This is a genomic window from Saccharopolyspora erythraea (assembly GCF_018141105.1).
In the GTDB taxonomy this organism is placed as follows: Bacteria; Actinomycetota; Actinomycetes; order Mycobacteriales; family Pseudonocardiaceae; genus Saccharopolyspora_D; species Saccharopolyspora_D erythraea_A.
The window spans coordinates 7,553,519-7,570,459 of sequence record NZ_CP054839.1; the positions used below are offsets into that span (position 1 = coordinate 7,553,519).

Sequence of the window (16,941 nt, forward strand, 5' to 3'; positions counted from 1 at the left end):
ATGCGGGCTCGGGAGTCCCCGCCGCGGGACGGCTCGCGCCGGGAATCACCTGCCACCAGGCGATTTCCGGCTCTGCGCACCGCAGCGACTTCCCGGCGGGAGCGGTCGTGGAGCCGGGGATGCCGACCATCGGCGACCGCGCCGGTTGGAATGCCGTCAGAGAAGCCGATCTTCGCAGGTAGATCCGCATGCGGGATATGTCACCAATCCCCCGGGGGAATTCACACCGAGACCCCCCGGTGCCCTAGGTTCCTCACCATGGCCCCGACCAGACCGACCAACCGGCCGTGGGAGCGCCGTCCCCGGCCGTCCCGGCCACCCGGACCCTCGGGACCACCAGGGCGATCCAGTTGGCGCCCGAAGTGACCTCCCCGCCCGGCTGTCGAGGACTCACCGGCGGCGCGTACGCGATGGCGGGCGAGGCGCCCGGCACGCACTGAGCCCGGATCCCGCACTTCGCGGGGAGCCAGGCTCTCCGGTTCAGGACCGGCGGCGGCAGCCGCCGCGGGCTGACTCGATCGGGCGCGGGGGCAGCGGAAGCCGCTGCGGGCCCGCTCAACGCGGCCGCCGAAGCCGCCGCAGTGCGGTCAAGGCAGCGACGGCCGCCGCGGATCGGTCAGGGCAGCCGCCAACGCCGGTACGGCGCGCGCTTCGGGGGCTCGCTGGAGTCGAACCGTCCGTGGAAGCGCGCCGCGTGACCTGGTTTCGCGGTGTCCACGCGGTCGGGGGCCTCTGTGATCCGCTCCTGCCTGCTGGCCAGGGTGTACTTCTCGATCAGTCCCATCGTTGCCTACAACCTCGTTGTTGCCGTGCGTTCGTCGTCGGAGCCGGCCGCTGCCGTCGGTGGTGCCGGCGGCCGGGATTCTCGCCAATGCCCTCGGGTGGGTTCGCGAGGGGCCGGGTCAGGCCGTGCGGGCCTCGCCCGCGCGGCTCCACCTGCCCAGCAGTTCCTCACCGGCGCGCGTGATGGTCACCCGGTGCCCGTCCGGGGCGAAGACCTGCGTCGCGTCCACGTCGATCATCGCCGCCTTCCACAGCTCGAACAGCGCCACCTGGTCGAGCTCGACCGAGTCCCGGCGCAGGTGCTCGTCACCCACGTAGCCGGACCGCCCGCCCACCAGGCCGTTGTCGAAGAGGACGCAGCCCCGGTACACGTGCAGCAGGGACAGGAACCGTGGCGCGCTGTAGGGCAGGCGCTGGTGCGGGATTTCTGCCGCGCAGGCGGGCCGCGGCGGGGCGTGCCCGCCTGCTGCGGGTCTCGGGGCCATCGAAACCACTTCCTCGGGGCTAGGGGGGGGCGTGGTTGGCGAACGGCTTGCGGCACGCGGTGTGACCGGGCGAAGTCGGGGGGAGGCCCGCCCGGCCACCGGAGCGGTCCCTCTTGCCCAGCCGGGGAGGGGTCCCGCCGGGCGGAGAGGCCGCACGACCACTCACCGTTCTGACGCTGTCTGTCGGACCTCTCCAGGTTCGGGCACCCGGCCACCCCCGCACATCCGGAGAATTCACGTACCGATACCTAGGTTCGCCCGCGTACGTACCCACGCACCGGCCTGACCAGCGTCTTTCAGAACGCCTCCCGCTCGATGGCATGTTCGAGCGGCCGAGCCGCTCAGCGTGACGCGAACTCCGGCAGGTCGGCGGTGCGGGCCCGGTGCAGGTGCTCGATGACGTTGCGAGCGCCTGGGTACGCCTGGGTCGCGCCGGACTCGTACAGCAGCCACGCCGTGCCCTCGTAGTCGGCCATGCCCTCGGACATGCTCGGCGCCTGGAAGCACTTCGCGGACGGGTCACCGATGTTCTTGCCGTGGGCGACGAGGTGGATGTTGCTGGGGTTCTTCCTGCCGTAGGACGTGCTGTAGACGAAGTGGGTGCGCGTGACCATCACACCCTGCGTCTTGTCGGGCGTCTGGTAGGTCGCGGTCTTCTCGAGCCTGCCGGTCGTCCCGTTCACCTCGTAGGTGTACATCCGGTCGTCGTCGAAATGGCCCGTGTAGAGCACACCGCCGTATCCGGTGAGGAACGAAGCCCCTCCGACCTTCTGTGCCGGACCGTTCGGCGCGAGCGTCTGCCGTCCCCCGGCCTTGAACTTCGCGGCGAGGTCGGCGGCCTTGTACTTGTTCATGGACGTGTTGTTGTCGCCGGGTACGAACACCCAGCCCTTGACGACCGCGATGCCCCCGGCGTGGTCGCTCCGGATGTCGACCGGGCCGAAGACCTTGCTGGTGCCCGCCTCGATCCCGTAGATGCGCCCCTTGTACCCGTCCGTGTACATGCTGATCAGCATCATGTCGTGGCCGGCACCGTCCCAGTTCTTCCAGGCGCCCAGGCCCTGGGGGACGTAGCCCTCGGTCAGGCCGGGTATCCGGTTGGCCTGCTCGAACTTGCTGTCGTAGACCTTCCCGGCGGAAGGACCGGGGTAGAAGGCCCTTCCACCCTGGCCGCTGTCGTTGCACTTGATCGCGGCGGCTTCCTGCGCGACCGCCGTGGCCGGTGCGGTCGCGACCAGCGCCAGGGAGGCGCCGATCAAGGCGATGGCGGTTCTGCGGACCACTGATCTCATCCACGTCCTCCAGACGTCTTCGTGGAGCGGAGAACTTCGCGAACCAGCCAATGATCCGCAGTCCGGGGCCGCGGCGAAGGCGATCGGCCGTCCAAGCACCCGTTCGGCGCCCGCCGAGGATCGCGGACCCCACCGCACACCCGGTCGGCCCTGCGACGACTGCTCCGAACGCGTGCCGGCCACTGAGGCCGAAGGATCATTTCGCCGGAAATTCACGGATCACTTGCCGACAATCGGTACCTTTTCCCACTCGTTCGCGTGAAGGTGTGCGGACCCGAACCCGAACCGACCACCGGAGGACCAGAGCATGTCCGATCCCACCAACCCCGGTCCCCGTCGCGCGGTGTCCCGCCGCGCCGTCCTGCTGGGCGGTGCCGCCGCGCTGGGTGCCTCGACGCTCGGCGGCACCTCGCTCGCCAGCGCCCTGTCCTCGCCCGGCGCCGGCCTCGGCCGCCGCCTCGCCGACCCGTTCACGCTCGGCGTCGCCTCCGGCGACCCGCTGGCCGACGGTGTCGTGCTGTGGACCCGCCTCGCGCCCGAGCCGACCGCTGAGGACGGCACCGGCGGCATGCCCGACAAGGTCGTCAAGGTGCAGTGGGAGGTCGCCGAGGACGAGACGTTCTCCCGGATCGTGCAGTCCGGTGAGCAGGACGCCGCGCCGGACCTCGGCCACAGCGTGCACGTCGAGCTGGAGGGCCTGAAGCCGGGCGCCGAGTACTTCTACCGCTTCCGCGCCGAGGGCACCATCTCCCCCGTCGGGCGCACCCGCACCGCGCCCGCGCCGGGCACCATGGGCGAGCTGACGATGTGCTTCGCCTCCTGCTCGCACTTCGGCGAGGGCTACTTCACCGCCTACCGGCGGATGGCCGAGGACGAGCCGGGCCTGATCCTGCACCTGGGCGACTACCAGTACGAGTACGCCGCGAAGGACTCCGACGTCCGCAAGGTGCTGGGGCCGGAGACCCGCACGCTGGCCAACTACCGCCAGCGCCACGGCCAGTACAAGACCGACCCGGACCTCCAGCTCGCGCACTCGGTCGCGCCGTGGCTGGTGGTGTGGGACGACCACGAGATCGAGAACAACTGGGCCGACGAGACGCCGGAGAAGCCCGACGACGGCTTCCTCGACCGGCGCAAGGCCGCGATGCAGGCCTACTACGAGAACATGCCGCTGCGCAGCGGTTCCAAGCCCAACGGCATCGACACCCAGCTCTACCGCCGCTACCAGTGGGGCGCGCTGGCCAACTTCCACATGCTCGACACCCGGCAGTACCGCAGTGACCAGGTCTGCGGCGACGGCGTGCAGGCAGGCTGCTCGGACCGCGAGGACCCGAACCGCTCGCTGACCGGCGCCGAGCAGGAGAAGTGGCTCATCGACGGGTTCAACGCCACCAGCGCCCGCTGGGACGTACTGGGCCAGCAGGTCTTCTTCTCCAAGATCGACCTGACTCCCGGTGCGGAAGAGGGCTACAACATGGACGCCTGGGACGGCTACGTCGCCAACCGCGACCGGATCGCGGGCGCGATGGCCGAGAGCAAGGTGCGCAACGGCGTCGTGCTGACCGGCGACGTGCACCGGCACTGGGCGGCGGAGATCAAGCGGACCCACGACGACGCCGACTCCCCCGCCGTGGGCACCGAGTTCGTCACCACGTCGGTCACCAGCGGCGGCGACGGCAACGACGACGGCAACGAGGACGTGCTCGGCGAGAACCCGCACGTGAAGTTCTACGCCAACCGGCGCGGGTACATCCGCACGAAGTTCACCGAGACGCAGGTTCGCGCGGACTACCGCGTGCTGGGCCAGGTGACCAAGCCCGACGCGGCGGCCGAAACCGCGAAGAGCTTCGTTGTCGAGGACGGCAACCCGACGCTGAACCCGGCCTGAGCCCTCTGGGCCCCGCAGCCGGGACGCCGCCCACCGATGGCGGACCGGCGGAGGCTTGCCCGCCTGCGCGGCCCGGGACGGGTCCCGCTCCCCGTCCCGGGCCGCGCACACGGCACACTTGATCTCGTGCACGCACGTTGGTGGCTGGTGGCGCTGGGCGGGTTGGGGCTCGCGGCGTTCGTGCTGCTGCCGTTGCAGTGGGCGCTCACCCGCAGCGCCGGCCGGATCCGCACCACCGCGGACGTGCCGGCCACCGAGTTCGGCCTGGTGCTCGGCGCCGGAGTGCGCTACGACGGCCGGCCGAGCCGCATCCTGCAGGGCCGCCTCGACATCGCGCTCGCGCTGCACCGCGCGGGCCGGGTGCGACGCCTGATCGTCAGCGGCAGCCCGCACTCGCGCGGGTACAGCGAGCCGGTCGTCATGCGCGACTACCTCGTCGCGCGCGGCGTGCCGCCGGACGACGTGCTGCTCGACGAGTCCGGCGTGGACACCTGCAGCTCCGCCCGCGCCGCGGCGCGGACCTTCGGCCTGCGCGCGATCACGGTCGTCACCACCGACTTCCACCTGCGGCGTTCCGTGGCGCTGTTCCGCCGCGCCGGCATCGACGCCTACGGCGTCGGCCACGACGCGGCGGCCGACGGCCTGCGCCGCGTCGCCGCGCGCGGGGCGCGGCGCGAGGTGCTCGCCACGATCAAGGCGTTCTGGTGGCGGGCCTGACCGGTCGGCGAGTCATGGGAGCCGCGACCGGAAGCCGAAGCCGTGGCCGGGCAGATCGACCGGCAGGGCGGGGTGCCCGCGCAACACGATCTCGGTGACCAGCGGGGTTCCGAAGGAACGACGTGGCACCGGAACCGGTCACCAGGACGAAGATCGGGCCGTTGTGCGGCACGAGATCGATGGTGCCCCGCCCAGCCGACACGACGGACCGGACCACGACGACGGGTTCAGCGCAGGACGATGGTCTCCACGGACAGGCCGGGGTTGGCGGGGATGTCCATCGGCGACGGCTTCGCTCCGGAGGCCAGCACGTGCGCGCCGAGCGCGGCGATCATCGCGCCGTTGTCGGTGCACAGCCTGGGGCGCGGCACGCGCAGCTCGATGCCCGCCGCCGCGCAGCGCTCGGCGGCCAGCGCCGACAGCCGCGAGTTCGCCGCTACGCCACCGGAGATGACCAGGGTGTCCACGTCGTGGTCGCGGGCGGCGCGCACCGCCTTCGCGGTGAGCACGTCGGTGACCGCTTCCTGGAAGGAGGCGCACACGTCCGGCACCGAGATCTCGCGGCCCGCGCGCTGCTCCTGCTCGACGTAGCGGGCGACCGCGGTCTTGAGCCCGGAGAAGGAGAAGTCGTGCCTGGAGTCGCGGGGGCCGGTGAGCCCGCGCGGGAAGGCGATCGCCGCCGGGTCGCCCTGCTTTGCCATCCGGTCGATCGGCGGCCCGCCCGGATAGGGCAGGTCGAGCACGCGGGCGACCTTGTCGTAGGCCTCGCCCGCGGCGTCGTCGATCGTCGAGCCGATCTGGGTGATCTTCTCGGCGATGTCCTCCACCAGCAGCAGCTGGGTGTGCCCGCCGGAGACCAGCATCGCCAGGCATCGCGGCGGCAGCGGCCCGTGCTCCAGGGTGTCCACCGCGACGTGGCCGCCGAGGTGGTTGACGCCGAACAGCGGCACGCCCAGCGCCGTGGCGTAGGCCTTCGCGGCCGCCACCCCGACCATCAGCGCGCCGGCCAGCCCGGGGCCCGCCGTCACCGCGATCGCGTCCACATCGGACAGCTTGAGTCCGGCCTCGTCGAAGGCGCGGCGCACGGTCGGCGCCATCGCCTCCAGGTGCGCGCGGCTGGCGATCTCGGGCACCACGCCGCCGAACCGGGCGTGCTGGTCGACGCTGGAAGCCACCGCGTCGGACAGCAGCTGCACCGTGCCGTCGCCGCGCAGCCGGACCAGGCCCGCGCCGGTCTCGTCGCAGGAACTCTCGATGCCGAGCACGATCCGGTCGCGCTCGACGACCTCGGCGGTCATCGTGACTCCTCCACAGTGGACAGCGCAGCGGCGGTCGGCGCGGCCCGTCGCATGGTGTGGGCATCGGCGCCGGAGGGCTGGTAGTAGCGCCTGCGCAGCCCGACGATCTCGAAGCCGTGGCGCCGGTACAGCTCGATGGCGGCGTCGTTGTCGGTGCGCACCTCCAGGAACACCGCGGCGCGCAGCTGGTCGGCGCGGGTCAGCAGCGCCTTCAGCAGCATCCGGCCGATGCCCTTGCGCTGGTGCTCCGGGTCGACGCCGATGGTGTGCACCTCCGCGTCGGCGTCCGGCGGGCGGCCGACGACGGCCAGCCCCGCGTAGCCGAGCAGGTTCTCGCCGGCGTCGTAGGCACCGATGTAGTAGTGGCCCATGTCGAGCTCGGCGGCGAAGGCCGCCCGAGACCAGGGGTCGTCGCCCGGGAACAGCACCTGTTCCAGCTCCGCGCAGCGACTGAGGTCGCTGCGCCGAAGCCTGGCGACGCGCACCGCGTTCCCGTCGTGCCCGCTCACCGCGCGGTCACCTGCTTGCGCGGGCCGGGCGCCTCGGCGTCGGGGCGCCGCAGGTAGTGCGGGACCAGCGGCTGCGGCGGGGCGTCGAGGTCGGCGGCCTCTACCAGGCCCAGCGGGGTGGGGTGGCCCGGCTCGACGACGTCGAGACCGAACAGGCCGGCCATCTCACCGGCCGCGGCGGTGACGCCGTACCCGGCGATCTCGGCGGGCACGTCGGCGGGGCGCTGGACGTGCGGCCCGGTCAGCCGGGCGCGGTCGGCGCCGTAGACGGCCCAGTAGACCTCCTTGCGGCGGGCGTCGGTGGCCACCAGCAGCGGTCCGCCGGTGGCGGCCCGCGCGGCGATGGCGTCCAGCCCGCACACCGGGTGCACCGGGAGGTCCAGCGCGTGGCCGAGGGCGGCGGCGGTGACCATGCCGGCCCGCAGCCCGGTGAACGGGCCGGGCCCGGAGCCGACCACGATCGCGTCGACCTCGGCGAGCTCGCGGCCCGCCTCGGCCATGACGTCGGTCAGGTGCGGCGTCAGCAGCTCACCGTGTGCACGGGGGTTGAGCGTGACGCGCTCGGCCAGCGACCGGGCGCTGCCGTCCTCCAGCGCGACCAGGCCTGCGGTGACCGCGGGGGTCGAGGTGTCCAGCGCGATGACGAGCACGGTTCCTCAGGTTACGTCAGTGCTGGTCACGAAGGTCCTCCGCCCCCGGGGACCCGGCGCGCGGATCTCGCGCGCCGGGCCGGGTGCCCGCGGCACCGCCGCCGCCTGCCAGCGGTGCCGCGGGACGTGGCCGGCTACTGCCGAACCGGGCGCAGCGTCACCGAGTAGCCGTGCTTCTGGTCGGCGCGGACGCGGTAGCGGTCCTGCACCGGCACCGGGGTGTCGCCCAGACCCGTCACGCCAGGGCCGACGTGCAGGTTGACGAACCCGTCGCGGACGAGTTCGTGGGCGAAAGCGGTCCGCTCGGCGTTGGAGTGCCGGTCCGCGGCTACCGCCATCCCCTCGCCCGACATCTGGAGCCCGCCACCGCCTCCGGAGAGCAGGGCCCACGCCGTGTCGACCTTGACGCCGTTGTCCTGCGGCGGCAGGAAGTCGAACCACTGCTGGTCGACGGTGCCCGACCACAACCCCATGTGCTGCGAGTCCTTGCGGTCCGGGTACGACTCGCCCGGCCCGCGCCCGTACCAAGTGAGGTCCCCGGCGGCGTCCGGCAGCCGCAGCAGCATGCCGACGCGCGGCAGCCACGGCAGCGACCGCATCTGCTGCCCGTACGCCTCCACCTCGTGGTCGACGCGGACCTCGCCGGAACCGTCGACGGTGTAGACCCACCTGCTGTCGAAGCCGTTGCCGGGTGCGCCCGCGACATCGGTGTCGACGCTGACCCGCACCTCGCGCGGTGAGGGCTGCTCGACCTCCACGGACCGCACCCGCGGCTCGAGCCTGTCGAGCCCGGCGGCGCGGAACTTCGCCTCGGGGTCGAGCCCGCTCCAGCCGCTCCACTCGTTGCCGGTCGGTGCCCGGAACACGTCGAGTTCCGGGCCGCCCGCGAGCTGCTGACGCCCGTCGACCTCCATCGAGGTCAGCGTCCCGGCCGCGCGGTCGAAGGTGTAGGTGAACCCCGCACCCCTCACCGACACCGCCGCCTCCCCGTCGTCGACGACGAGGTCACCGGCGGGGCCGGGGGCGACCGGCGGTGGCGCGGGCTCGCTGCCTCCCGCCCGGAGCTGCTCGGCCGACACGACGTGGTCGCCGCGCCGCGCTTCGAGCACCAGGAACCGTTCGGTGCGGCCCGCGGGCGGCAGCGTGAGCCGCACGGGAGCCGACTCGCCCGGTGCGGCCTCGGCCTCGACCGGGCCGCCCGCGATCTCGCGTCCGGCCTCGACCAGCTTCCAGCTCAGCTCGTAGGCCGAGGTCGACAGCGTGTGGTTGAGGTTGCGGACGGTGAACTCGCCGTCGGCGGCACCCGCCTCGAACCTGATCGGCGCGTGGCTGTAGGCCATCTGCGCCAGCTCGGGCTGCGGGGTCCGGTCGGCGTTGACCACACCGTTGGCGAGGAAGTTCGTCGCGCCGTAGTCCAGGAACTCGCCCCGCTGCTCCTCCCTGGCGAAGTCCAGCGCAAACACCGCCTGGTCCACCGGGTCGGCGGCGAGCCGCTCCGGGGTCAGCGCCGTGTCGTAGATCCGCGCGGAGTCGACCACCGCGTGCGTGGTGCGCCCGGCGAAGGCGTCGGTGTGCTTCTCCTGGTTGCGGCCGACCGAGACCGTGTACATCGTGTTCGGCGCGATGGCCCCGGAATAGGGCTGCGCGGCGACCTCGGTGCCGTCGACGAAGAGCCGGACCCGCGACCCGTCGTAGGTGCCGCTCACCCGGTGCCACTGGCCCCACCAGTTCGGCGGCACCGCCGCACGCGCGGTGTGCCACCGGCCTTCGCCGTAGACGAAGAACTCGACGTGGCCGGGATCGGGCATCTGCAGCGCCCACTGCTTGTCGCCCTTGGAGAGGAACGTGCCCGAACCCTCCCAGGACAGCGGCTTGACCTGGATGTCCAGCGTCACCGCCTTGCCCGTGACGTCCAGCCGCGGGTCGCGGTAGGCCTCCACCCAGTCGTCCAGGCCGGACAGTTCGAGCCCCTTGCCCGAGACGCCCTCCACCACCTCGGGGTTTCCGCCGTAGTGGACCGGGATGCCGTTGCCTGAGACGTCGGGCGTCGACCGCAGCGGACGCGCGAGCCCCTGGTCGACCCAGTCCCAGACGAAACCGCCCTGCAACGACGGCTCGCGCCGGATGGTCTTCCACATGTCCTCGTAGTGGCCGAGGCTGTTGCCCATGGCGTGCAGCCACTCGCCCATGACCACGGGTTTCGTCGTCTCGCGGGCGATCTGCTCCAGCCGGTCCGGCGACGGGTAGCGCGGGCCCCAGACGTCGGCGAACGGCGCGTCGCCGTCGGGTGAGTTGGACTGGTGGTACAGCGGCCGTGTCGGGTCGGTGGCGCGGGCGTGCTCGGCCATCGCGTAGTGCGCCCTGCCCAGCCCGGCCTCGTTGCCGGTGTCCCAGATGATCACGCTGGGGTGGTTCTTGTCCCGCTCCAGCAGCGCCGCGAAGCGGTCGGCGAACGCCCGCTGCCACTCGTCGCGGTCGGCGAGGCAGTCGTCGGCGGCCGAGCAGTCCTCGCGGTAGTGCGTCTCGACGTCCACCTCGTCGGCCAGCAGCAGCCCCCGCCGGTCGGCCAGCCGGTACCAGAACGGGTCGTTCGGGTAGTGCGAGGTGCGGACGGCGTTGACGTTGTGCCGCAGCATCAGGTCGGCGTCCTGGCGCTGGCGGTCGCGGCCGACGGTCCGGCCGGTCGCCGGGTCGTGCTCGTGGCGGTTCACCCCGCGCAGGTCGACGGGTTTGCCGTTGAGCAGCAACTGCCGGTCGCGCACCTCGACCTCGCGGAACCCGACCGGCTGCTGCGTCGTGTGCAGCACCGCGCCCTTGTCGTCGAGCAGTTCCAGCACGACCGCGTACAGCTGCGGCGTCTCGTCGCTCCACAGCGCCGGTTTCGCCACCGGCTGCGCGAGCTCGGCCGACGCGCCCTGCCCGGTCACCTCGATCCCGCGCTCGAACTCCGCGACCACGGCTCCGCCCGGGTCGTGCAGGCGCGCCCGCACCGCGTGCGGGCCGGCCGTGCCGCCCGCGACCCGGCGCACGTCGACCCCGAGCCGCAGGGTGGCGTCGGTGTAGGTGTCGTCGAGCTCGGTGCGGACGGTGACGTCCTCCAGGTGCGTGCGCGGCACGCTGTAGAGGTGCACGCCCCGGAAGATGCCGGAGAAGTGCCAGAAATCCATGTTCTCCAGGTACGAGCCCGAGCCCCAGCGGTGCACCTGGACGGCGATCGTGTTCGTGCCCGGGCGCAGGTGGTCGGTGACGTCGAACTCGGCGGGCGTGTGGCCGCCCTGGTCGTAGCCCACGTAGCGGCCGTTGACCCAGACGAACCAGCCGCTGGTCGCGCCCTCGAAGCGGAGCAGCTGGCGGCGGCCGTCCCAGTCGGCGGGGACCTCGAACTCGCGGACGTAGGCGCCGGTCGGGTTCACGTCGTCGGGGACATTCGGCGGGTCGTACGGGGCGACCTCGGAAGGCACGTTGCGATAGATCGGGCGGTCGTGGCCCTGCTGCTGCCACACGCCGGGGACCGACACCTCCGACCAGCCCTCGCCACCCGCTGCGCTCTGCCAGCCCTCGGGCAGGTCGCGGTGGTGCTCGGCGTAGCGGAACCGCCAGCTCCCGTCCAGCGGCAGCGTCCACGGGGTCGGCTCGTCCGCGGCGGCGTCGGTGTCGTGCCGCGCGCTGCGCAGCGCCTGCCCGGCGTCGGCGTAGGGGCGAAGCAGCGCGTGCTGCGGTTCCTGGCCTTCCCCGGTTCGCTGCGGATCTTCCAGGTACGACTCGACCTGCGCGGGATCGGCCGGGCCACCGGGCGGCTGCGGCTGCGCGGCGGTCGGAGCGGCGAGCAGGGCCGCCACGACCGCCGAAACGGTTGCGGCGACTGTCGCGACGATCGTTGGCCGGCGTATCTCGCTTCGCATGAACCCTCCGTTGGGCTTCAACAGCGACGCTTTGTGTTTTTTATTGTTTGAACCTGTGCTGTTGCCGGTGGAGCTTGTCGGTTCAACGATCGAAGGTCAATATGCCCAATTCAAAACAGCCTGGACGGAGCAAGCGCACACCAAGGACCCGTGAGTCTTCTTGGTCGCCGAAGAGCGAGGCTGTCTTCGGGAGCCGACGAGCGCGGGCTCCCGAAGACAGCCTCCAACACCACCGGTCGCAGGAAACCGGCTTCACCGCGCGCGGCTGCTCCCGCGCGCGACGGCATCAGTACCCGAAGGTCGTCAGGCATCTCCCCTGGTCAGGAGACGGCCCTGGGCGGCGGCCGCGGTGTCGACGCCCGCGCCCGCGATGCGATTGCCGCGCAGCCAGGTCCCGCGCACGACGCCCGACAGCGGCCTGCCGTGGTAGGGCGAGACCGGGTTGCGGTGGCGCAGCTTCGCGACGTCGACGACGAAGGCGTCGTCGGGCGCGAACACGCAGAAGTCCGCGTCGTGGCCCACCGCGATGGAACCCTTGCGCTTGAGCCCGGCGATCTCGGCGGGCCTGCGCGCCATCCAGCGCACCACGTCGGCGAGGTCGTAACCGCGAACCCTGGCCTGCGTCCACACCGCCGACAGGCCGAGCTGCAGGCTGGAGACACCGCCCCAGGCGACCCCGAAGTCGCCGATGTCGAAGCGCTTGAGGTCGGGCGTGCAGGGCGAGTGGTCGCTGACCACGCAGTCGATCAGCCCGTCGGCCAGGCCCTTCCACAGCTGTTCGCGGTTGCGGGCCTCGCGGATCGGCGGGCACGCCTTGAACTGGGTCGCGCCGTCGGGGATCTCCTCCGCGCCGAAGCTCAGGTAGTGCGGGCAGGTCTCGACGGTGACCCGCACCCCGTCGGCCCGCGCGGAGGCGATCATCGGCAGGGCGTCCGAAGAGGACAGGTGCAGGATGTGCACGCGGCCGCCGATGCGCCGTGCCAGCTCGATGACCTGCGCGATGGCGAAGTTCTCCGCGCCGCGCGGGCGGGAGGCCAGGAAGTCGGAGTAGGCCTCGCCGTGCGGGGCGGGGGCGTGCTCGATCGCGTCGGAGTCCTCGGCGTGCACGATCATCAGCGCGTCGTGCTCGGCCAGCGTGCGCAGCGCCGCGTCGAGCTCGTCCGGCGCCAGCGGCGGGAACTCGTCGACGCCGGAGTGCAGCAGGAAGCACTTGAAGCCGAAGACGCCCGCCTCGTGCAGGCCGCGCAGCTCGGCCCGGTTGCCGTGCACGGCACCGCCCCAGAAGCCGATGTCGACGAAGGCGCGGTCGCGGGCGGCCTTGCGCTTGACCTCCAGCGCGTCGACGTCGATCGTCGGCGGGAGGCTGTTGAGCGGCATGTCGACGATCGTGGTGATGCCGCCTTCGGCGGCGGCCATCGTGGCGGTGTCGAAGCCCTCCCACTCGGCGCGGCCGGGGTCGTTGACGTGCACGTGGCTGTCGACCAGGCCGGGGAGGAGCACCTCGTCGTCAGCCAGTTCGACGACCTCCGCGGCGTCGAGGTCGGCGTCGAGGGACTCGACGGCGGCGATGCGGCCGTCGCGCACGCCCACTGCGCCGGAGCCCTCGCCGTTGGGGCCGATGAGCCGTCGTGCGCGGAATACGACGTCGAACGCCGGCGATCCGGTGGCTGGTGCGGCCAACGCGGGTACCTCCTGTCACTCGGTTCAACAAAGTGTTGAACCTTGCCTTGCCCGCGGTCAAGCCCCCGCGAGCGAACTCCACGGTCCGGCGGGTTCGCTGCCCGAGCAGGGACCACGACCCGAACGGGTCTGCGGGGTCCGCGGCTCCGGCGCACCGGAGCCGCGGGCAGCCGTCCACCGACACACCCGCGGCGTGCCCGACAGGCGCCCAGGTAGCCCCGGCTCCAGCCGGACTCGGATCTGCGGCCGCAGCGCTTCGATCCGGCGAGACTCGAAGCCCGCCGTGCGCCGGAGCCGACTTATTCCGCGATGTGAAGTATACGTGCCGTTTTATGGAATTCTGCGTCGTCGAGTCGCCCCAGTCAAGGCTCGCCGAACCGGAACCATCCCCGCGCGCCGAACCCGCCTACAGCCACTCTCGTGCGATGCGCTCGCCCACGCCGACGAGCAGCTGCGCGCCCTCGCGCATGCTGCGCTCCGGATCGGGCTCGACGTCGGCGAGGGCGTAGGCCGCCGCGAAGCCCGCGTCGTGCAGCCGCTGCGCCGGGAGCAGGCAGCGGCCCGCGACCGCCACCACCGGCACGCCCGCCGCCGACGCGCGCGACGCCACGCCCGCCGGGGCCTTGCCGTGCAGGGTCTGCTCGTCGAGCGAGCCCTCGCCGGTGACCACCAGCCGCGCGCCCGCCAGGCGGCGGTCGAAGCCGACCAGGTCGAGCACCACGTCGGTGCCGGGGCGCCGCCGGGCGCCGAGCACCGCGATGGCCCCGAAACCGACCCCGCCCGCCGCGCCGGCGCCGGGGTGGCCCGAGACGTCACCGCACCCGGCGGCCGACACCGCCTGCGCCCAGCGCGCCAGCGCGGCGTCGAGCTGCTCGACCTGGGCGGGGTCGGCGCCCTTCTGCGGACCGTAGACGTGGGCCGCCCCCTTCGGCCCCAGCAACGGGTTGTCCACATCGGACGCGAGCACGACCTCCGCGGAGTTCAGCCGCGGGTCCAGGTCGCCCAGGTCGAGCTTGTCCAGCTCCGCCAGCGCGCCGCCGCCCGGTGGCAGCGGGCTGCCGTCGGCGGCCAGCAGCCGCGCCCCCAGCGCGGCCAGCATGCCCGCACCGCCGTCGGTGCAGGCCGAGCCACCGACCCCCAGGACGATGGTGTGCGCGCCCTCGTCGAGCGCTGCCCGCACCAGCTCACCGGTGCCCGCGCTCGTCGCGGTCATCGGCGCGAGCCGCGCCGGGTCCAGCATCGCGAGCCCGGACGCCGAGGCCAGCTCGACCACCGCGGTGTCGCCGTCGACGGCGATCTCGGCGTCGACCGGCTCGCCGACCGGCCCGGTGACCCGCACCGGCACCCGGCGGTAGCCGCTGGCGATCGCCGCGCTCACCGTGCCGTCACCCCCGTCGGCGACCGGCGCGACCTGCACGTCGACGTCGGCGCGCACCCGGCGCATGCCATCGGCCACCGCCTCGGCGACTCCCGGAGCCGTCAGCGAGCCTTTGAACTTGTCGGGCGCGATCAGGACATGACCTGGCACAACACACTCCACGTTCGACGTAGGAGCGTCCCCCGCCGGGCACGCCCGGCACGTGGTCCGGCGGGGGACGCCGAGGGGTACCGGTCCAATTGCAGCCGATACCCCCGCCTCGGGGAAGGGGCACCCGCCGGGACACCACCGCGTGTCCCGGCGAGCGACCCGTTTCCGGGCTCCGCCCGAGCCCGGAGCTCCTACAGGTTGGGGACTTCCTCCGGCTCGATCATCGCGTCGATCCGGATGCCGCGCGGGGTGTTGGCCTCGCGCTCGATCATCACCTCGACCAGCACCGGGCGGCTGGTGGCGACCGCCTCCTTGCGGGCCCACTCGATGGTGTCGCCCAGGTCGGCGGGGTTGATCACGCGCCGCCCCGAGCAGCCGTAGGCCTCCATCACCTTGACGTTGTCGGTGCCGAACTCGTCGTAGTGGATGTCGACCTCGGTGTTCATGCCGAACGCGTCGCCTTCGGCCTGGCGGATCAGGCCGAGGTACTCGTTGTTCAGCATGATGATCACGAACGGGACGTTGTACTGCGCGGCGACCGCGAGCTCCTCGACCAGGAACTGGAAGCCGTAGTCGCCGACCACCGCGGCGACCTCGGCGTCGGGCTTGGCCGCCTTGACGCCGATCGCCGCCGGGATCTCCCAGCCGAGCGGGCCCGCCTGGCCGCAGACCTGGTAGTGCCGCGGCTTGTGCGCGGACTGGAACTGGCCGGACCAGATCTGGTAGAGCCCGATCGCGGTGACGAAGTAGGTGTCGGGGTCGAACAGGGCGTTGATCTCGCGGAACACCCGCGGCGCCTTGATCGGCACCGTGTCGTAGTCGTCCGGGCGGGTCAGGGTGCGCTTGAGCTCCACGACCCTGGACACCCACTGTGCGCGGTCCTTCGACGCGCCGCGCCGCTTGATCGCGTCGAGCAGCGCCCGCAGGAACAGCCTGGTGTCGGACACGATGCCGAGGTCGGGGCCGAAGACTTTGCCGATCTGCGTCGGCTCGATGTCGACGTGGATGAACTTGCGGTCACCGCGGTAGACGTCCAGCGCACCGGTGTGCCGGTCGCCGAAGCGGGCGCCGAGCGCGAGCACCAGGTCGGACTCCATGAACGACTGGTTGCCGTAGCGCTGGCTGGTCTGGATGCCGGTCATGCCCGCGAACAGCTCGTGGTCCTCCGGGAAGGAGCCCTTGCCCATCAGCGTGGTCTGCACCGGGACGTTGAGGAGCTCGGCGAGCTCGCGCAACTCCTCGTGGGCCTCGCCGAGGATGATGCCGCCACCGGCCAGGATCAGCGGCTTCTCCGACTCCAGCAGCAGGTCCAGCGCGCGCTCCACGCGCGGCAGGTGCGGCTCCACCGCCGTGACCGGCAGCGGCGCGTCGATCGACGGGTCCCACTCGATCTCCTGCTTCTGCACGTCCAGCGGCAGGTCGATGAGCACCGGGCCCGGACGGCCGGAGCGGGCGATGCGGAACGCCTCGCGGAAGATCCACGGCGCCTGCGCGGCCTCCTTGACCTGCACCGCCCACTTGGTGACGGGCTTGGCGATCTCGACGATGTCGACGGCCTGGAACGCCTCCTGGTGCAGCTTGGTGGAGACGGCCTGGCCGGTGATGCAGAGCATCGGGATGGAGTCGGCCTGCGCGGTGTAGAGACCGGTGATCATGTTGGTGCCGGCGGGCCCGGACGTGCCGATGGCGACGCCGACCTTGCCGTTGGTGCGCGCCCAGCCGTCGGCCATGTGCGTCGCGCCCTCTTCGTGGCGGACGATCAGGTGCTTGATGTCGCGGTGCTCCATCGCGGCGTAGAGCGGGAGGATCGCCGCGCCCGGGCAGCCGAAGGCGACGTCGACGCCTTCGGACTCCAGGACGTCGACGACGGCCTGCATGACAGGAACTTTGGGCATGGTGTATACACCTCTCGGGTGCGGGTTCTCCCGCACTGGCGCTGGTGCGGTCCGGCGCACCGACGCCGGTCGCGGTTCACCGCATCGGCAGCGGTGCGGTCGTTGCCGCATCGATCTGTGGCGCGGGTGGGCGGTACTGGATGCTTGGCGGCTGCAGCCGCCTACCCGTGGCCGGTGGGAGTTTCCGGGGTCCGCGAATCCTCTGCGGGATCCGCCGCCTTCACGTGCCGAGTCGCCTCGGCCGGCCCCTGTACGTGCGAAGTTGTGAGGAAGCGGCGCCGCGCGGGTTCGAGTGTGTGCGGACGAGGCGTCCC

Annotated in this window: 13 protein-coding genes; 3 read left to right on the plus strand and 10 right to left on the minus strand. The window is 72.3% G+C overall.

Annotated elements, in window-relative coordinates; all coding sequences use genetic code 11:
- Positions 1-616: 616 nt before the first annotated feature.
- The 3 genes from HUO13_RS33805 to HUO13_RS33815 form a co-directional block, all read right to left on the minus strand.
- On the minus strand, positions 617-784 hold the full coding sequence (locus tag HUO13_RS33805; RefSeq protein ID WP_211898935.1) for a hypothetical protein: 168 nt from the start codon (positions 782-784) through the stop codon (positions 617-619).
- Positions 785-902: 118 nt separating this feature from the next.
- Positions 903-1,268, minus strand: a complete 366-nt coding sequence (locus HUO13_RS33810) for a hypothetical protein (RefSeq protein WP_211898936.1) — start codon at positions 1,266-1,268, stop codon at positions 903-905.
- Positions 1,269-1,609: 341 nt separating this feature from the next.
- A complete protein-coding gene (locus HUO13_RS33815; protein WP_249124277.1) occupies positions 1,610-2,560 on the minus strand; it encodes a hypothetical protein in 951 nt (316 codons plus the stop codon).
- A 307-nt stretch (positions 2,561-2,867) separates the two neighbouring features.
- Between HUO13_RS33815 and HUO13_RS33820 the strand changes: the two genes are divergently transcribed.
- A complete protein-coding gene (locus HUO13_RS33820) occupies positions 2,868-4,448 on the plus strand; it encodes an alkaline phosphatase D family protein (RefSeq protein WP_211898937.1) in 1,581 nt (526 codons plus the stop codon).
- A 126-nt stretch (positions 4,449-4,574) separates the two neighbouring features.
- The gene (locus HUO13_RS33825; protein WP_211898938.1) at positions 4,575-5,165 is read left to right on the plus strand and encodes a SanA/YdcF family protein; all 591 of its coding nucleotides are present in this window, start codon (positions 4,575-4,577) and stop codon (positions 5,163-5,165) included.
- 227 nt (positions 5,166-5,392) lie between these two features.
- Here HUO13_RS33825 and tsaD read toward each other — a convergent pair whose 3' ends face one another.
- The 4 genes from tsaD to HUO13_RS33850 form a co-directional block, all read right to left on the minus strand.
- Positions 5,393-6,463, minus strand: a complete 1,071-nt coding sequence (gene tsaD / locus HUO13_RS33835; protein WP_211898939.1) for a tRNA (adenosine(37)-N6)-threonylcarbamoyltransferase complex transferase subunit TsaD — start codon at positions 6,461-6,463, stop codon at positions 5,393-5,395.
- Positions 6,460-6,948, minus strand: coding sequence for a ribosomal protein S18-alanine N-acetyltransferase (gene rimI, locus HUO13_RS33840; protein WP_211903347.1), 489 nt, complete (start codon positions 6,946-6,948; stop codon positions 6,460-6,462). Before rimI ends, tsaD begins: the two co-directional genes overlap by 4 nt.
- A gap of 20 nt (positions 6,949-6,968) precedes the next feature.
- Positions 6,969-7,622, minus strand: coding sequence for a tRNA (adenosine(37)-N6)-threonylcarbamoyltransferase complex dimerization subunit type 1 TsaB (gene tsaB / locus HUO13_RS33845; protein ID WP_211898940.1), 654 nt, complete (start codon positions 7,620-7,622; stop codon positions 6,969-6,971).
- A gap of 134 nt (positions 7,623-7,756) precedes the next feature.
- Positions 7,757-11,524 carry a glycoside hydrolase family 2 TIM barrel-domain containing protein gene (locus HUO13_RS33850; RefSeq protein ID WP_211898941.1) on the minus strand — a complete coding sequence of 1,256 codons (3,768 nt, stop codon included), beginning with the start codon at positions 11,522-11,524 and terminating at the stop codon, positions 7,757-7,759.
- Between HUO13_RS33850 and HUO13_RS33855 the strand changes: the two genes are divergently transcribed.
- Entirely contained in the window at positions 11,523-11,678 is a 156-nt protein-coding gene (locus HUO13_RS33855) for a hypothetical protein (RefSeq protein ID WP_211898942.1), read from the plus strand. The two genes, HUO13_RS33850 and HUO13_RS33855, sit on opposite strands and share 2 nt — an antisense overlap.
- Positions 11,679-11,827: 149 nt before the next feature.
- On the opposite strand, the gene allB is transcribed toward HUO13_RS33855, so the two are convergent.
- From allB to gcl, 3 genes are all read right to left on the minus strand, one after another.
- Positions 11,828-13,204 carry an allantoinase AllB gene (gene allB / locus HUO13_RS33860; RefSeq protein WP_211898943.1) on the minus strand — a complete coding sequence of 459 codons (1,377 nt, stop codon included), beginning with the start codon at positions 13,202-13,204 and terminating at the stop codon, positions 11,828-11,830.
- Between the two features lie 406 nt (positions 13,205-13,610).
- Positions 13,611-14,732, minus strand: coding sequence for a glycerate kinase (locus HUO13_RS33865; RefSeq protein WP_211898944.1), 1,122 nt, complete (start codon positions 14,730-14,732; stop codon positions 13,611-13,613).
- Positions 14,733-14,923: 191 nt separating this feature from the next.
- Positions 14,924-16,627 carry a glyoxylate carboligase gene (gene gcl / locus HUO13_RS33870; protein ID WP_211898945.1) on the minus strand — a complete coding sequence of 568 codons (1,704 nt, stop codon included), beginning with the start codon at positions 16,625-16,627 and terminating at the stop codon, positions 14,924-14,926.
- Positions 16,628-16,941 lie beyond the last annotated feature (314 nt).

Excerpts from the sequence above, each read along its gene's own strand:
- HUO13_RS33805 (WP_211898935.1), bottom strand. The coding sequence starts at position 784 with ATGGGACTGATCGAGAAGTACACCCTGGCCAGCAGGCAGGAGCGGATC.
- HUO13_RS33810 (WP_211898936.1), bottom strand. The coding sequence starts at position 1,268 with ATGGCCCCGAGACCCGCAGCAGGCGGGCACGCCCCGCCGCGGCCCGCC.
- HUO13_RS33815 (WP_249124277.1), bottom strand. The coding sequence starts at position 2,560 with ATGAGATCAGTGGTCCGCAGAACCGCCATCGCCTTGATCGGCGCCTCC.
- HUO13_RS33820 (WP_211898937.1), top strand. The coding sequence starts at position 2,868 with ATGTCCGATCCCACCAACCCCGGTCCCCGTCGCGCGGTGTCCCGCCGC.
- tsaD (WP_211898939.1), bottom strand. The coding sequence starts at position 6,463 with ATGACCGCCGAGGTCGTCGAGCGCGACCGGATCGTGCTCGGCATCGAG.
- HUO13_RS33855 (WP_211898942.1), top strand. The coding sequence starts at position 11,523 with ATGAACCCTCCGTTGGGCTTCAACAGCGACGCTTTGTGTTTTTTATTG.
- HUO13_RS33850 (WP_211898941.1), bottom strand. The coding sequence starts at position 11,524 with ATGCGAAGCGAGATACGCCGGCCAACGATCGTCGCGACAGTCGCCGCA.
- gcl (WP_211898945.1), bottom strand. The coding sequence starts at position 16,627 with ATGCCCAAAGTTCCTGTCATGCAGGCCGTCGTCGACGTCCTGGAGTCC.